Here is a 14118-nt window from a genome sequence, read left to right as displayed (position 1 = left end):
CGCGTCGGCCGGTTGCGGCGGGTAGACGGGGACCGCGCATTCTTCCCAGCCGGTGGCGCCGGCTCGCTGGCGATGCAGTTTCACGCCGAAATGGCCGAGGTTGAGCGCCGCATACAGCGTGCCGTCGCGCGGGTCGGCGAGCACCATGCTGACGGGCTCGCCGATGAAATGCGGTTCGCCGGGCGTCCAGCCGCCGTGGCCGTCGGGCTGCAGGATGAACAGGCCCTTGCGGGTGCCGACGAGCAGTCGATCGTTCATATGCGATGTCTCCTGAGGGGCCGTCCGGGCGTTCTCGCACCGGGTCCGGCCCGATATATCCGTCCCTTTATCCGCCCGTCAGCGCCTGTACGACATAGACCCGGCTCGCGTCGCCGAGCACGTCGGACAGGCGCTGACGGTCGCGTATCGGCTGGCCGTCGATGAATACCGACAGGTGTTTGCGCAGCGCGCCCTGGTCGTCGAGGATGTAGCCGCGCAGTCGCGGCTGCTCGCCGAAAACAGTGTCGAATGCTTCGCCGACCGTGCGGGCGTCGATTTCGCGCTCGGGCGTTTCGATATGCCGCTGGATCGAGGCGGCGAAGAAGAGGTGCGCCATGGCGGGAGCCGGCAGGAGCCGCGCGGAAGGGACGGTCTTTAGTTTAGGCGATCCGTCGGGGGCGCAAAGACGACGTCTCGTAGTCGCCGTGCGCCGGCGTGTCGATCCGTCGCGGTCGACACGATCACGCGGATCGGCAACAATCCCGCCCGGGCTGCCATCGCAGGCCGGATTCGGCCGCCATGCCGCGCGACGGCCGCATGCTCTCCACTTGCCGATGAAGGACATTCCCGCCATGCCGCGATCCGCGCTGTCGATCGTCAAACCGGCCGTCGACGATATCGTCGCGGGCCGCAAGCGCGTGGAGATCCGCTCGTGGGCGCCGCCGGCCATGCCGTTGCGCGATCTCGTGCTGGTGCAGAACACGATCTTCCTGCGACAGGACGGGCAGGAGGATCCCGACGGTATCGCGCTCGCGATGGTTGATGTCATGGGGGTGCACGACTGGACGCCCGATGAAGCCCGCTCGCAAGGCAAGCAATGGTGTGCCGGATACGTGTGCTGGGAACTGGTGAACGTTCGGCAGATCGCGCCGCCTGTTCCGTGCGTCGCGAAGCGCGGCATCTATGCGTTGCCGGATGATTTCGGAAAGGTGTCCTGATGATTTCGCCTGCATCCGGGCCGGCCCAGACGCCCTTTCGACATCAGAGAGGGCAGTCGAAACGAAGCGCCCGGAGAGTGCCCGCCGCCTGCGCTAAACCGGAATCGATCGCCCGCGTATCCTGATCCCGATCCGCACGACGCCGATCACCGCATTCGACAGCCACGTGAGCAAACGCGGCATGCCGCGCCGACGGATATCGAGCAGCAGCACGATCCGCACTGCGTCGCTGTCGTTCCACACCTCGTGCATGAACGTATCGTCCCACAGCAGGAAACGGCCTTCGTCGAGCCGGTATTCGTGGCCGTCCACCTTCAGCACGGCGGCCGGCGTGCCGTCCGCGCGCTTCGGCATCGACAGCACGAGATAGCCGCGCAGGATGCCGCGAAACGGCCCGCGATGCGGTGGAATGTGCTTGCCGGGCGCGAGGAACGACAGCGATGCGGACAGCACGTCCGGCGACGTTGCGACGATCGACGCGACGGTCGGGCAGCGCGACAGGTTGCGCGGGAATGGCTGGCCGTACGCCTGCATGATGAACATCCGCCAGTCGCGTGCATCGTTGGCCGAGATGTCGTACTGCTCGCGCATGATCTCGTGGAAGCGCGGGATGCGCGCCATGTCGCGCGCCACGGCGAATGCCTCTGCCTGGATGGCGGGCCACGCACGGACGAAACGCGCGGCATCGGGAAACGCGGCCGTATCGAGCACCGCACCGCCGTCGATATGGCGGTCGTACAGCTTGCGCAGCAGGCCGGCTGCATAGTCGTAAGCGACGGACATGGTCGATCGAGGCGCGATCCGAAAAGGGTGACGTCAGTCTGCCCGAAGCGGGTCGGGCGCTGCGTTACGTCAGGTTACGCCGGCTGACGAAAGAATGACAGATTCATGAAGGTTCGTTCCACGCCCCCCCGGAGCCGCGGAAGCCGCGTGATCCGGGCCGCGACATGCGGGAATAAATGCACACGCTCCGTCGTCATACGGGTGTAGCACGTCGTCTCGTTGACTTCTTAAGGAGTGGAACATGAACAAGCATTGGCTGTTGACCGCCGCCGTGGCGGCGATTTCTTTCGCGGGTGTCGCGGCGCCCGCATCGGCGCAGGCACTGACGCGCGCGCAGGTCAGGCAGCAACTGATCGACGCCGAGAACCAGGGGCTGCGCTTCGTGACCGATACGTCGTATCCGGACGTGAGCCCGCTGTTCCGGCAGCAGGTCGAACGGATGCCGCAGCGCCAGGCCGGCACGGCAGTCGGCAGCGAGCCGGCCGCGTCGTCCGATGCGGGCAAGCCGGCGACGATGGCGCCACGCCAGCATTCCGCCGCATGCGTCGGCCCGGCGAGTTTCTGCACGATCTATTTCGGCAGCTGACGCAGCCGCCTGCGTTCGCAGTGCAGGCATTCACCCAGGTTGATCGATATGGAACATGAAAGGAGTTCATGATGAAAGCATATATCGCAGTACTGACGATGATCGCGGCGATCGTCGGTCAGTCGGCCTTCGCGCAATCGGCCGCGCCGCTGACGCGCGCGCAGGTTCGCGACGAATTGATGCGCCTGGAAGCAGCCGGGTACGACCCGGCGAAAGGGGACGACGGCGAGTATCCGGCGGACATCCAGGCGGCGCAAGCGAGGCTTGCCGAACAGGACCGGGCCCGGATGGCGGCTGCCGCCGCGCATGTACCGGCGGCCGGTATGCCGGCGCAGAACAGCAACTAGGTGCCGATATGGTCTTGTGCGACTTCAGGCCGTCGTGTTCGCGGCACGGCCGTCCGGCAGCCGTTCGTGCCGCCCGACGCGGTGGAAGGGCGCCGGCCGCCGTGCCCGTGATCGCGCGCCGCTTCGCTCGGCGCCGCGATCATCTGGCCGGCGGCGCGCGATGGTCAGGCCGGCCGGTCGCGCGATGAGCCGGGGCGACGACGCGTGCGGCCCTGGCGGCAGGCCGGTTCATGCACGCCCTGCCATGCCGCGCTGCCGATCGTGCGATCACCAGGGCATCATGCGCTGCAGGACCTGGTCGCGCAGCACGAAGCGGTGCGCCAGCGCCGCTGCGACGTGCAGGCAAATGCCGGCGAACAGCACCCAGGCGAGGATGCCGTGCACGTCGCCCATCGCGTGGCCGAATCCGGAACCGGCCGCCGACAGCGCGGGCAGCGGCACGATCCCGAGCAGCGTCACGCCCCACGCGCGCGACGATGCGTTGATCCAGCCGAGCAGCGGCACGGCGATCAGCAGCGCGTAGAGCGCGAAATGCGTGACGCCCGACAGCGCACGCATTGCAGGAGACAGGTCGTTCGCCGGCGGGCGATGCGTCGCGCGCCACAGCACGCGGCAGGCCATCGCGGCGAGCAGTGCGGTGCCCACGATCAGGTGCGCGGCGATCAGGCCGACGGGCTGCGTATCGCGATGCACGTCGGGCATCGTCCAGCCGATCGCATATTGCGCGACGATCAGCGCGACGATCAACCAGTGAAGAAAACGCGCAACGGTGTCATATCGGGCGGGTGTGGACATGGAGACTCCTGCGTACGGCGGGGACGGTATCGGACGGGGGGATTCTACGACCGCATGCTTAACGAAACGTTAAGCATGCGGCATCTCACGCGGCGATCGGTCGTCGGGTGAGCCTGCCGGCGTCGCTTCGCCCGCGCCGGCCGACGGCAGTGCAACCGCGACACCGAGGCCCTGGCCGCCGATGCCGGGCCCGAACTGCACGGTGCCGCCCAGGTATTGCGCGATGCGCGTGACGATCGACAACCCGAGCCCGCTGCCGGGCGACTGCGCGCCGCTGCCGCGATAGAAGCGGTCGCCGAGCCGCTCGTGCTCGCCGGGGGCGACACCGGGCCCGTCGTCGCGAACGACGATGCATTGCAGTGCGCCGTCGTCGCGCACGCCGAGCTCGATGCGGCCGCCCGGGCGGCCGTACTTCACGGCGTTGTCGACGAGGTTGTCGAGCAGGATGCCGATCAGGATCGGATCGGCGTCGATCGCGCGCTCGGAGACGGGGCCGGCCACGAGGTCGATGGCTTTGTCCGACGCCTTCGCGAGATGGCGGTCGAGGGCGGCTTCGACGAGTTCGCGAACGGCGACCGCGCGTGTCGGAATGCGTTCGTATTCGTCGAGCCGCGCGAGCAGCAGCAACTGCTCGGCGAGACGCGCACTGCGGTCGACGCCTTGAACGACCCGCTGCATCGCGAGCCGCTGGAGTGCCGGATCGTCGGTCGCGATGGCTACCTGGGCCTGGACCTTGATCGCGGCAAGCGGTGTCTTGAGCTCGTGCGCGGCGTCGGACGTGAACGCGCGCTCGCGCACGATCGATTGCCGCAGCCGGGCCAGCAGGCGGTCGATCGCGTCGACCAGCGGGCGCACTTCGTCCGGCACGGCGGCGATGCCGAGCGGTTCGAGCGATCGCGCGTCGCGTGCGCCGATCAGCGTCGACAGCGTCTTCAACGGCGCGAGACCGCGTCCGATCAGGTACCAGAGGAGCAGCGCCAGCACCGGGAGCGCGACGATCAACGGCAGGACGATGCCGCGCGCGGTGCCGGTCGCCAGGTCGCTGCGCGTGTTCGCGATTTCCATCACGCGGATCCGGCGTCCCGACGCGTCGTCGCGCAGCGTGTGCGTACGCCATGACGCGCCGCGGATGACGATCGTTTCAGGAACACCGCGCGGGTCGTGCGCGTCGGGCAGGCCGGCGGCGCCGGCCGGGAGGCTCGACGCGACGACCTGGCCCCGTGCGTCGCGCACCTCGAACAGCACGTCGCGCGGAAGGCGATCGCCGTCGGTTTCGGGGGCGGGTTTCGAGCCGCGGCGATCCAGTTCGACACGCGCGTCCGGCGGCACACGGGCGAGGCGGTCGAGGTCGGCAGGCGAGAGATTGACCAGCAGCGACGCATATTCGACGAGGCGGGCGTCTTCCCATTCGCCGATCTCGCGCGTCGCATACCGGAAGCTGCCGAACACGGCGACGAGCCACACGACCGTCACGCAGCCGAGCGCCATCGACGAAACCCGGCGCCGTATCGAGCGGGACGTCATGCGAGATCGACGACGTAGCCGACGCCTCGAACGGTGCGGATCAGTTCCGCGCCGAGCTTCTTGCGCAGGTTCGACACATGCACCTCGATCGCATTGCTTTCGATACCTTCCTGCCAGCCGTACAGGGTGTCCTCGAGGCGCGAGCGCGACTGCGGCGCGCCCGGGTGGCTGACGAGCTGGACCAGGATGGCCCACTCGCGCGACGTGAGCGCGATGCGCGACGCATCGCGTGTCACCGTGTGGGCGGTCAGGTCGATCGTGATGTCGCGCCACACGATCTCGTCGCCGGCGCGGCCTTGCGAGCGGCGCACGAGCGCGCGGCAGCGGGCGAGGACTTCGGTCAGTTCGAACGGTTTCGCGAGATAGTCGTCGGCGCCGTCGTCGAGGCCGCGGACGCGGTCGGCCACGGTGCCGCGCGCGGTCAGGACCAGCACGGGGACGGTATCGCCCGCATCGCGCAACGCGCGCAGCAGCTCGGTGCCCGATTTCCCGGGCAGGCCGAGATCGAGCACGACGAGCGCGAAGCGCGTGGTCGCGAGCGCGGCTGCCGCTGCGTGACCGTCGCGCAACCAGTCCACGTGATAGCCGGCCTGGGTCAGGCTGATCTCGAGACCGCTGCCGATCAGGTCGTCGTCTTCAACAAGGAGGAGTCGCATGGTCGATTCGGGGGCGGGATGCCTGCGATTGTACGAGCGCGCCGCACCTGCCGTGCAACGGATTGTAATTGTGCTGGATCAAACTTCTTCCGATTCTGAAGAACGCTTAAGGTTCGGCGGCGGCAATCCCGCTACCATCGGCCACACCGCTTCCAGGGGGGATTTTCCGCTGCCCCTGATCCCGAACCGGGTCACGCCTGTCCGGCTTGCCCGTCAATCCGCGACCTTGCCGATCGATGTCCGTTCGACGCGAGTCGCCCGTACGGGAGATTCATTCCTCATGGCCCCCTCAACGATCGAGCGATGGCGCGCCTACCTGCTGATCGCCGCGCTGGCCGGCATGTTCGTTCAGTGCTTCGTGCTGGTTTCATGGCTGGCGCTGCGCGTACCCGAGGCATTTTTCACGACGATGACGTTTCGCATGTGGACCGTCGTCGCGATCGTCACCGCGATCCTTTCGGTCCGCAAGCTTGCCCGCGCGGCGTTCAGGGCGGCGCTGGATTGCGGATTCGTACACGTGACCGGAATCGATCGTCACACGGTAGCAGTGTCATCCGATTGCGCGTACCGTCGGCTGGTCATCCTTCATATCCGGCTCAACGGAAATCGGTTCCGCTACGCACACGGGTGAGCCCGCCTTCGCGCGTGCCCGCCCCGATGCACCACGGTCCCGCCGGGCCACCACTGGGGAATCGCATGGTGTTGCTGCATGTGCTGCACGCGCTGGCCGGCGCGATGTCGATCGTCTGCGGGCTGGGCGTATTGCTGGGTATTGCGTATACGGTCGCGGCCAGCGTGCTGGTCGGGCGGTTCTTTTCGAGGCCGGCGGCGCAGCCGCGCGAGTATCCGGGCGTCACCGTCGCGAAGCCGCTGCACGGCGACGAGTGGCAGCTCGTACAGCATCTCGAAAGCTTCTTCGTGCAGGATTACCCGGGCCCGGTCCAGCACCTGTTCGGCGTGCACGATGCAGGCGACGCGGCACTCGCGGCCGTCGAGACGCTGCGTGCACGCTACCCTGACGCGAACATCAAGGTCGTCGCCGATGCGCGGCTGTACGGGCCGAACCGCAAGATCGGCAATCTCGTGAACATGCTCGAACACGCGGAGTATTCGGTGCTGTGCCTCGCCGACAGCGACGTGCTGGTCGAGCGCGATTATCTGCGCGCGGTCGTCGGCGCGCTGCAGCAGCCGGATGTCGGCATCGTGACGAGTGTGTACCGCGGTGTCGCATCGCCGGGTTTCTGGCCCGGGATCGCCGTCGCGATGACGAACTACCATTTCCTGCCGGGCGTGATCACCGGGCTCTTCATCGGGCGTGCGCGGCCGTGCTTTGGCCAGACGATTGCGATCACGCGCGCGACGCTCGAACGTATCGGCGGCCTCGCGCGATTCGCGCATCACCTGGCCGAGGATCACGCGCTGGGCGAAGCGGTGCGGCAGGCGGGCGCGCAGGTCGTCATTCCGCCGTTCGTCGTCGGGCATGCGTGCGTCGAGGAGACGTTCTCGAGGCTGTACGCCCACGAGTTGCGCTGGAGCTGCACGATTCGCGCGGCGGACCGGCTCGGTCATGCGGGCTCGGTGCTGATGCACCCGGTGCCGCTCGCGCTGCTGGCGCTGCTGTTCTCGGGCGGCACGGCCGCCGCGTGCGCGCTGGCGGTCGCGGCGCTCGCCGCACGGGTGCTGCTGATGCTGAGAACGAGCCGTGCAACCGGCGCGGGGCTGCGCGGCGCAATCTGGCTGCCGTTCGTCGATCTCCTGCAGTTCTTCGTGTTCGTGTCGAGCTTCTTCTCGTCGCATGTCGTGTGGCGCGGCACGCGCTTTCGCGTGAACCGGGAAGGGCTGTTGTCGGCGGCGAGCGAATCATGACGACGCAGACGAACCCCGGCGGCGACGCAGCCCGGAACGTCGCGCGCAGCGACGCGCGGCTTCGGCGCGCGGGGCAGGCCGCGGCGCTGGGCGGGCTGGCGCTCGCCGTGTGGCTGATCTGGCGCGAGCATCCGCTGGACATCCTGCATCGCCTGCAGATTGCCGGCGCCGGATTGCTGCTCGCGGCGCTGGCCCACCTCCTGCCGATGCTCGCGAATGCGTGGGACTGGCGGATGCTGATCCGCGGCCCGCGCCGGCCGTCGTTCGCGACGATGCTGAAACTCGTGTGGATTCGCGAGTCGATCAACGGGCTGCTGCCGGTCGCGCGGATCGGCGGCGAGATCGTGTCGTTCGGCATGCTGCGACAGGCGGGCGTGCGGCCGGCGACGGCCGTGGCCAGCCTCGTCGCCGACATGCAGCTGACGCTGATCAGCCAGCTGGTGTTCGCGCTGGTCGCGATCGGCTACGTGCTCGGGCACGTCTCGTCCGATGCCGCCCGGGTGGCCGGGAACCTCGCGATCGGCATGGCCGCGCTGGTGCCGGTGCTGCTGCTGTTCGCGCTGGTGCAGCATGCGCGGCCGTTCGAGCGCGCGATGCGCGTGCTGAACCGCGTCACGAGCGGGAAGGTGGTGGCGCTCGTCGGCGAATCGGCGCGTACCGATCAGTCGATCCGGATGATCTGGAGAAAGACCGGCATCGTCGTGCGCTACCTCGCGATCTGGCAAACCCTGCAGTTCGTGGGTTACGCGCTGGAAATCTGGCTCGCGCTGGTCTTTCTCGGCGCGGAGCCGACCTTCGCGCAGGCGCTCGCGATCGAGGCGCTGATCCAGCTCGTGAGCAGTATCGCGTTCCTGATGCCGGGCGGCCTCGGCGTGCAGGAGGGCGGCTTCGTGCTGATCGGCGGGCTCCTCGGGTTCGATCCGCCGACGTGTCTCGCCCTGGCCGGCGCCCGCCGCGTGCGCGACCTGCTGTTCTATCTGCCGGGCCTGCTCGCGTGGCAGTGGGCGGCCGGTTCGGCGAACCGGCCGGGCGGAACGAAACGCGCGTCGTTGCCCATCGGGGAATCCGCCCGGCCGCATTGATGCGGCCGCGCAGCCCGTGCCCGCGCGGCCGGCGGCGCGGGAATCAGCGCCGTTCGTCGGCGAGATGGCTGCGGATCACGTCCGCGAACGACGTGTCGCCCTTCAATCCGAGGGCTTCCGCGCGCGACGTATCCCAGCGGCCCGGCCAGCTGCCGACGATCTTCTCGACGCGCTCGTCGGGCACATGGCGGATCAGCTTCACGACTTCGTCGCCCGCGACTTCGCGCAGCGCCGCGATCATTTCGTCGACCGATACCGACAGGCCGGGCAAATTGATCACGCGTTTGTTGCCGAGCTTCGCGCTGTCGATTTCGCAGCCCGCGACGAGCGCTTCGATCGCGCCGCGCGGCGACAGCAGCCACAGCCGCGTCGAACCCGGCACCGGGCACACGCTTTCCTCGCCGTTCAGCGGCTCGCGGATGATGCCGCTCGCGAACGACGATGCGGCCGCGTTCGGGCGGCCCGGCCGCACGCTGATCGTCGGCAGCCGCAGCACGCGGCCGTCGACGAAGCCGCGCCGCGCGTAGTCGCACAGCAACAGCTCGGCAATCGCCTTCTCCGCGCCGTAGGACGATTGCGGGTTCAGCGCGGTGTCGTCCTGCACGACGTCGGGGAGCGTGCCGCCATACACCGCGACCGAGCTCGTGAACACGACGCGCGGCCGGTGGCCACGCGCGCGACACACTTCGAGCAGCGCGCGCGACGCGTCGAGGTTGATCCGCATGCCGAGATCGAAATCGGCCTCGGCCTGCCCGCTGACGATTGCCGCGAGGTGGAAGATCGCGCCGGTTTGCGTGTCGATCGCGCGTTCGAGCACCGCGCGATCGGCGATGTCGCCGACGATCGACGTCACGCGCGCATCGCCGAAATCGCTGCCTTCGACGACGTCGAGCAGCACCAGCTCGTCGATCTTCTCGCTGCGGCCGTCGGGGCCGCTCAGTTCGCCGCGCTCGAGCAGCTTGCGCGCCAGACGCTGGCCGAGAAAGCCGGCGCCGCCGGTGATCAGTACTTTCATGTTCGTTACCTTCCGAGGAATGCGTGAATTAGCGGGAACAGGCCCTGAGCCAGCCGAGCCCTTCCGACGTGCCGGCCTTCGGGCGGTACTCGCAACCGATCCAGCCGTCGTAGCCGAGCGTGTCGATCAGCTCGAACAGATACGGGTAGTTGAGTTCGCCGAGATCCGGCTCGTGGCGGTCGGGCACGCCCGCGATCTGGATATGGCCGATGCCCGCGAAATCGCGCCGGAGCTTCGTCGCGAGATCGCCTTCGACGATCTGGCAGTGGTAGCAGTCGAACTGCACCTTCAGGTTCGGCGCGCCGACTTCCGCGCGGATCGCCTGCGCGTCGTCCTGGCGGCTCAGGAAATAGCCGGGCATGTCGCGCTGGTTGATCGGCTCGATCAGGATCGTGATGCCGTGCGCGGCAGCGGCCTGCGCGGCATGGCGCAGGTTCGACAGGTAGGTGTCGCGATGGCGTGCACGGTCGGCGCCCGGCGGCACCATCCCGGCCATCACGTGCAGCTTCCGGTTGCCGAGCACGCGTGCATAGTCGAGCGCCTGGTCGATGCCGCGCCGGAACTCGTCCTCGCGGCCCGGCAGCGATGCGGTGCCGCGTTCGCCTGCGGCCCAGTCGCCGGGCGGCGCGTTGAACAGCGCCTGTTCGAGGTGGTGCGCGTCGAGGCGCGCGCGGATGTCCTCGGCGGCGAAGTCGTACGGGAACAGGTACTCGACGGCCTTGAAGCCGTCGTAGGCGGCAGCGGCGAAGCGTTCGAGGAACGCGTGCTCGGTGTACATCATCGAGAGGTTGGCGGCGAAGCGTGGCATGGCAGCGGGTCCTGTGAATGAATGGGGCGGGGCATGTGCCGCCCCGCGTCGAATGGCAACTCGGCGGTTCAGCGGTTCACGAGTTTCGCGGGCGTGAGCCAGACGGCGATCGCGCCGATCACGAGCATCGCGGCCAGCACGTACATGCCGGACGCCGTGCTGTGCGTGACGTCCTTCAGGTAGCCGATCACGTACGGGCTCGCGAACCCGGCGAGGTTGCCGACCGAGTTGATGATCGCGATCCCGGCGGCGGCCGCGGAGCCCGCGAGGAACGCGGTCGGCAGCGACCAGAACAGCGGTGCGCAGGTCAGCACGCCGCCCGCCGCGAGCGACAGGAACACGATCGACACCGCCGTATTGTGCGAGTACGACGCGGCGACCGCAAACCCGACCGCGCCCATCAGCGCGGGCACGATCAGGTGCCAGCGGCGTTCGCGGCGCTTGTCCGCGCTGTGGCCGAACAGGTTCATCACGACGATCGCGACGAGGAACGGGATCGCGGACAGCAGGCCGATCTGCAGCGTATCGGTGATGCCGGTCGACTTCACGAGCGTCGGCATCCAGAACGTGAGGCCGTACTGGCCCGTGACGAACGCGAAGTAGATCAGCGACATCCACCACATGCGCGGGTCGGCGAACACGGCCTTCAGCGAGTGGCCGTGCTGTTGCTGTTCCTGCGGCTGCGCGGCGATCTCGTCCTCCAGCAGTTGTTTCTCGCGTTCGTCGAGCCACTTCGCGCCGCGGATGCTGTTGTCGAGATACAGGATGGTCGCGATGCCGACGAGCACGGCCGGCACGGCTTCGATCATGAACATCCATTGCCAGCCGTGGAAACCCGAGCCGCCGTGGAAGCGCTCCATGATCCAGCCCGACAGCGGGTTGCCGAAGATGCCCGACACGGGAATCGCGGACATGAACACCGCGATGATCTTCGCGCGGCGATGCGACGGGAACCAGTACGTGAGATACAGGATCACGCCGGGATAGAAGCCGGCTTCCGCGAGGCCGAGCAGGAAGCGCAGCACGTAGAACTGCGTCGGCGTCTGCACGAATGCGAACAGCCCGGACAGCAGGCCCCACGTGATCATGATCCGCGCGATCCAGATGCGTGCGCCGATACGGTGCATCAGCATGTTGCTTGGCAGTTCGAACAGAAAATAGCCAAGGAAGAAGATTCCCGCGCCGAGCCCGAACACGGTTTCGCTGAACGCGAGATCCTGCGACATCTGCAGCTTCGCGAAGCCGACGTTCACGCGGTCGAGATACGCGACCACGTAGCAGAGCATCAGGAACGGCACGATGCGCCAGAACACTTTCTTGTAGGTGCGGTCGAGTTCCGCGGCGTGGGCGGGCGCGGCGGGCGAGCGGCCAGCGGCCGCGTCGAGAGCAGTCATCGTCGTCTCCAGGATGTTGTGTGCCGGCGGCGCGTACGCCGCCGGATCGTTGCGTGTGCTGACGGAAGGGCCCGCGCACACGGCGGGCATGGAAATCGTTGCGGGGTACGTCGCTACCAGCGCGCGCCGAAGCTGGCGCGCAATTCGTCGAGCGCGGCCTCGTCGAGCGGTTCGGGTTTCGGGTTCGTCATCAACCACAGCCGCGCCGTTTCCTCGAGTTCTTCGAGTGCATACGACGCGTGCGACACCGATGGCCCCCACATCACCGGGCCGAGGCGGTCGAGCAGCACGCCGCGCACCTGGTCGGCGAGCGCCGCGACTTCCGCCGCGACGCCCGGATCGCCGGGGCGGCGGTAGCGGATCAGCGGAATGTGGCCGACCTTCATCACGTAGTACGGCGTGATCGGCGGCAGCACGTCGGTGTCGCGCCATACGCCCGCGAGCGTCAGCGCGACGAGGTGCGTCGAATGGGTGTGGACGACGCCGTTCGCTTCGGCATTGCGCGCGTAGATACCGCGATGCAGTGCGAGCGTCTTCGACGGCTTGCCGCCCGATACGGGCTGGCCGTCGAGGCCGACCTTCGCGATGTCGTTCGGGTCGAGCCGGCCGAGGCACGCGTCGGTCGGCGTGATCAGCCAGCCGTCGGGCAGCCGCGCGCTGATGTTGCCGGCGCTCCCGACCGCGTGGCCGCGCGCGTACAGGCTGGCGCCGACGACGCAGATCTCCTCGCGCAGTTTCGCTTCGTCGCTCATCGTGCGGCTCCGTCCAGCGCGCGCAGCGCCTTGTCGAAAAAGTCCGTGGTGCCGAAGTTGCCGGACTTCAGCGCGAGGCCGAGCGGCGCTGCGTCGATGGTGGCCGTCGCCGGCACGCCCGGATCGATCTGCGCGCCGATCTGCAGCGACTTCACGTCGAGCGCCTGCACGACCGCGCCGGACGTCTCGCCGCCGGCGACGACGAACTTGCGCACGCCGAGATCGCGCAGCCCGCGCGCGATCGCCGCGAGCGTGGCTTCGACGAGATGGCCGGCCGCGTCGACGCCGAGTGCTTGTTGTACGGCCTTCACTTCGTCAGGCGTCGCGGTCGCATAGATCAGCACGGGCTGCGGCAGGTGCGTGCGCGCGAACGCGAGTGCCTGGTCGACGACGGGTTCGCCGCGCGAGGCCGCGAGCGGATCGATGCGGAAGTTCGGCCGCGTGGCGCGCCATGCGGCGACCTGCGCGTTGGTGGCCTTCGATGCACTGCCGGCGAGCACCGCCGACAGGCCGTCGATACGCGGCAGCGAAGCCGCGTTGTCGCGCTCGGGCAGTTGCTCCGCGCGGCGGAAATTCGCGGGCAGGCCGAGCGCGATGCCCGAGCCGCCGGTGACGAGCGGCAGGCCCGCGCAGGCTTCGCCGAGCACGTAGAGGTCGCGGTCCGACAGCGCGTCGGCGATCGCGAAGCGTGCGCCTTCCGCACGCAACTGGTCGATCCGCGTGCGCACGGCGGCCGCGCCCAGCGCGATCGTGTCGTAGCGGATCAGGCCGACGGGCGACTTCGTTTGCCGCTGCAGCACGCGCACGAGGTTCGCGTCCTTCATCGGCGTGAGCGGATGGTTTTCCATGCCCGATTCGTTCAGCAGCACGTCGCCGACGAACAGGTGGCCGCGATAGATCGTGCGGCCGTTCTCGGGGAACGCCGGGCATGCGATCGTGAAGCCGCCGCCGGCCGCATCGAGCAGCGCATCGGCGACGGGCCCGATGTTGCCCGCGTCGGTCGAATCGAACGTCGAGCAGTACTTGAAGAAGAATTGCCGGCAGCCTTGCTCGCGCAGCCATGCGTAGGCGGCGAGCGATTGCGCGACGGCGTCGGCCGCGGGGATCGTGCGCGACTTCAGCGCGACGACGATTGCGTCCGCATCGATCAGCGTGTCGACTGCGGCGCCGTCGGCCGGCACGCCGATCGTCTGCACGGTGCGCATGCCGCTTTTGACGAGCATGTTCGCGAGATCGGTCGCGCCGGTGAAATCGTCGGCGATGCAGCCGAGCAGGGGACGGGAAACGGGAGCGGTCATGGCGGGTACGTCGTTC

At 68.4% G+C, this 14118-nt stretch carries 16 protein-coding genes and 1 pseudogene; 6 read left to right on the top strand and 11 right to left on the bottom strand.

Features of this window, described 5'->3' with window-relative positions; genetic code table 11:
* Together L810_RS00420 and L810_RS00415 are read right to left on the bottom strand one after the other, a co-directional pair.
* Positions 1-258 (bottom strand): annotated as a pseudogene (locus tag L810_RS00420) (exo-alpha-sialidase); the annotation flags it as partial.
* A 67-nt stretch (positions 259-325) separates the two neighbouring features.
* Positions 326-595, bottom strand: a complete 270-nt coding sequence (locus L810_RS00415; protein ID WP_021156351.1) for a MoaD/ThiS family protein — start codon at positions 593-595, stop codon at positions 326-328.
* 235 nt (positions 596-830) lie between these two features.
* Here L810_RS00415 and L810_RS00410 point away from each other — a divergent pair, with 235 nt between their 5' ends.
* Entirely contained in the window at positions 831-1196 is a 366-nt protein-coding gene (locus L810_RS00410; RefSeq protein WP_051392120.1) for an ASCH domain-containing protein, read from the top strand.
* 93 nt (positions 1197-1289) lie between these two features.
* On the opposite strand, the gene L810_RS00405 is transcribed toward L810_RS00410, so the two are convergent.
* A complete protein-coding gene (locus L810_RS00405) occupies positions 1290-1979 on the bottom strand; it encodes an aspartyl/asparaginyl beta-hydroxylase domain-containing protein (RefSeq protein WP_021156349.1) in 690 nt (229 codons plus the stop codon).
* Between the two features lie 241 nt (positions 1980-2220).
* Between L810_RS00405 and L810_RS00400 the strand changes: the two genes are divergently transcribed.
* The gene (locus tag L810_RS00400) at positions 2221-2565 is read left to right on the top strand and encodes a DUF4148 domain-containing protein (RefSeq protein ID WP_021156348.1); all 345 of its coding nucleotides are present in this window, start codon (positions 2221-2223) and stop codon (positions 2563-2565) included.
* A gap of 71 nt (positions 2566-2636) precedes the next feature.
* Positions 2637-2912, top strand: a complete 276-nt coding sequence (locus L810_RS00395; protein WP_042972691.1) for a DUF4148 domain-containing protein — start codon at positions 2637-2639, stop codon at positions 2910-2912.
* 267 nt (positions 2913-3179) lie between these two features.
* Here the strand turns inward: L810_RS00395 and L810_RS00390 are convergent, their stop codons facing one another.
* From L810_RS00390 to L810_RS00380, 3 genes are all read right to left on the bottom strand, one after another.
* Complete coding sequence (locus tag L810_RS00390) at positions 3180-3707, bottom strand: cytochrome b (protein WP_021156345.1); 528 nt, start codon at positions 3705-3707, stop codon at positions 3180-3182.
* A 69-nt stretch (positions 3708-3776) separates the two neighbouring features.
* A complete protein-coding gene (locus L810_RS00385; protein ID WP_042972677.1) occupies positions 3777-5231 on the bottom strand; it encodes an ATP-binding protein in 1455 nt (484 codons plus the stop codon).
* Positions 5228-5887 (bottom strand): response regulator, encoded by a 660-nt coding sequence (locus L810_RS00380; RefSeq protein ID WP_021156343.1) that lies wholly within the window; start codon positions 5885-5887, stop codon positions 5228-5230. The genes L810_RS00385 and L810_RS00380 overlap by 4 nt, the downstream gene beginning before the upstream one ends.
* On the opposite strand from L810_RS00380, the gene L810_RS46785 reads away from it, so the two are divergent.
* The 3 genes from L810_RS46785 (at position 5886) to L810_RS00365 (ending at position 8835) form a co-directional block, all read left to right on the top strand.
* Positions 5886-6518 (top strand): hypothetical protein, encoded by a 633-nt coding sequence (locus L810_RS46785; RefSeq protein ID WP_155627507.1) that lies wholly within the window; start codon positions 5886-5888, stop codon positions 6516-6518. The two genes, L810_RS00380 and L810_RS46785, sit on opposite strands and share 2 nt — an antisense overlap.
* Positions 6519-6583: 65 nt before the next feature.
* A complete protein-coding gene (hpnI, locus tag L810_RS00370) occupies positions 6584-7753 on the top strand; it encodes a bacteriohopanetetrol glucosamine biosynthesis glycosyltransferase HpnI (protein ID WP_021156341.1) in 1170 nt (389 codons plus the stop codon).
* The gene (locus L810_RS00365; RefSeq protein ID WP_021156340.1) at positions 7750-8835 is read left to right on the top strand and encodes a lysylphosphatidylglycerol synthase domain-containing protein; all 1086 of its coding nucleotides are present in this window, start codon (positions 7750-7752) and stop codon (positions 8833-8835) included. Before hpnI ends, L810_RS00365 begins: the two co-directional genes overlap by 4 nt.
* 43 nt (positions 8836-8878) lie before the next feature.
* On the opposite strand, the gene denD is transcribed toward L810_RS00365, so the two are convergent.
* The 5 genes from denD to otnK form a co-directional block, all read right to left on the bottom strand.
* Positions 8879-9850 carry a D-erythronate dehydrogenase gene (gene denD, locus L810_RS00360; RefSeq protein WP_021156339.1) on the bottom strand — a complete coding sequence of 324 codons (972 nt, stop codon included), beginning with the start codon at positions 9848-9850 and terminating at the stop codon, positions 8879-8881.
* Between the two features lie 28 nt (positions 9851-9878).
* Positions 9879-10658, bottom strand: coding sequence for a 2-oxo-tetronate isomerase (otnI, locus tag L810_RS00355; protein ID WP_021156338.1), 780 nt, complete (start codon positions 10656-10658; stop codon positions 9879-9881).
* 68 nt (positions 10659-10726) lie between these two features.
* A complete protein-coding gene (locus tag L810_RS00350) occupies positions 10727-12052 on the bottom strand; it encodes an MFS transporter (RefSeq protein WP_042972687.1) in 1326 nt (441 codons plus the stop codon).
* A 113-nt stretch (positions 12053-12165) separates the two neighbouring features.
* Positions 12166-12804 (bottom strand): 3-oxo-tetronate 4-phosphate decarboxylase, encoded by a 639-nt coding sequence (gene otnC / locus L810_RS00345; protein ID WP_021156336.1) that lies wholly within the window; start codon positions 12802-12804, stop codon positions 12166-12168.
* Positions 12801-14102 (bottom strand): 3-oxo-tetronate kinase, encoded by a 1302-nt coding sequence (otnK, locus tag L810_RS00340; protein WP_021156335.1) that lies wholly within the window; start codon positions 14100-14102, stop codon positions 12801-12803. The genes otnC and otnK overlap by 4 nt, the downstream gene beginning before the upstream one ends.
* Positions 14103-14118 lie beyond the last annotated feature (16 nt).

It is taken from the genome of Burkholderia sp. AU4i (genome assembly GCF_000466765.1).
In the GTDB taxonomy this organism is placed as follows: domain Bacteria; phylum Pseudomonadota; class Gammaproteobacteria; order Burkholderiales; family Burkholderiaceae; genus Burkholderia; species Burkholderia cepacia.
This window is presented reverse-complemented; position numbering and strand designations above follow the sequence as displayed.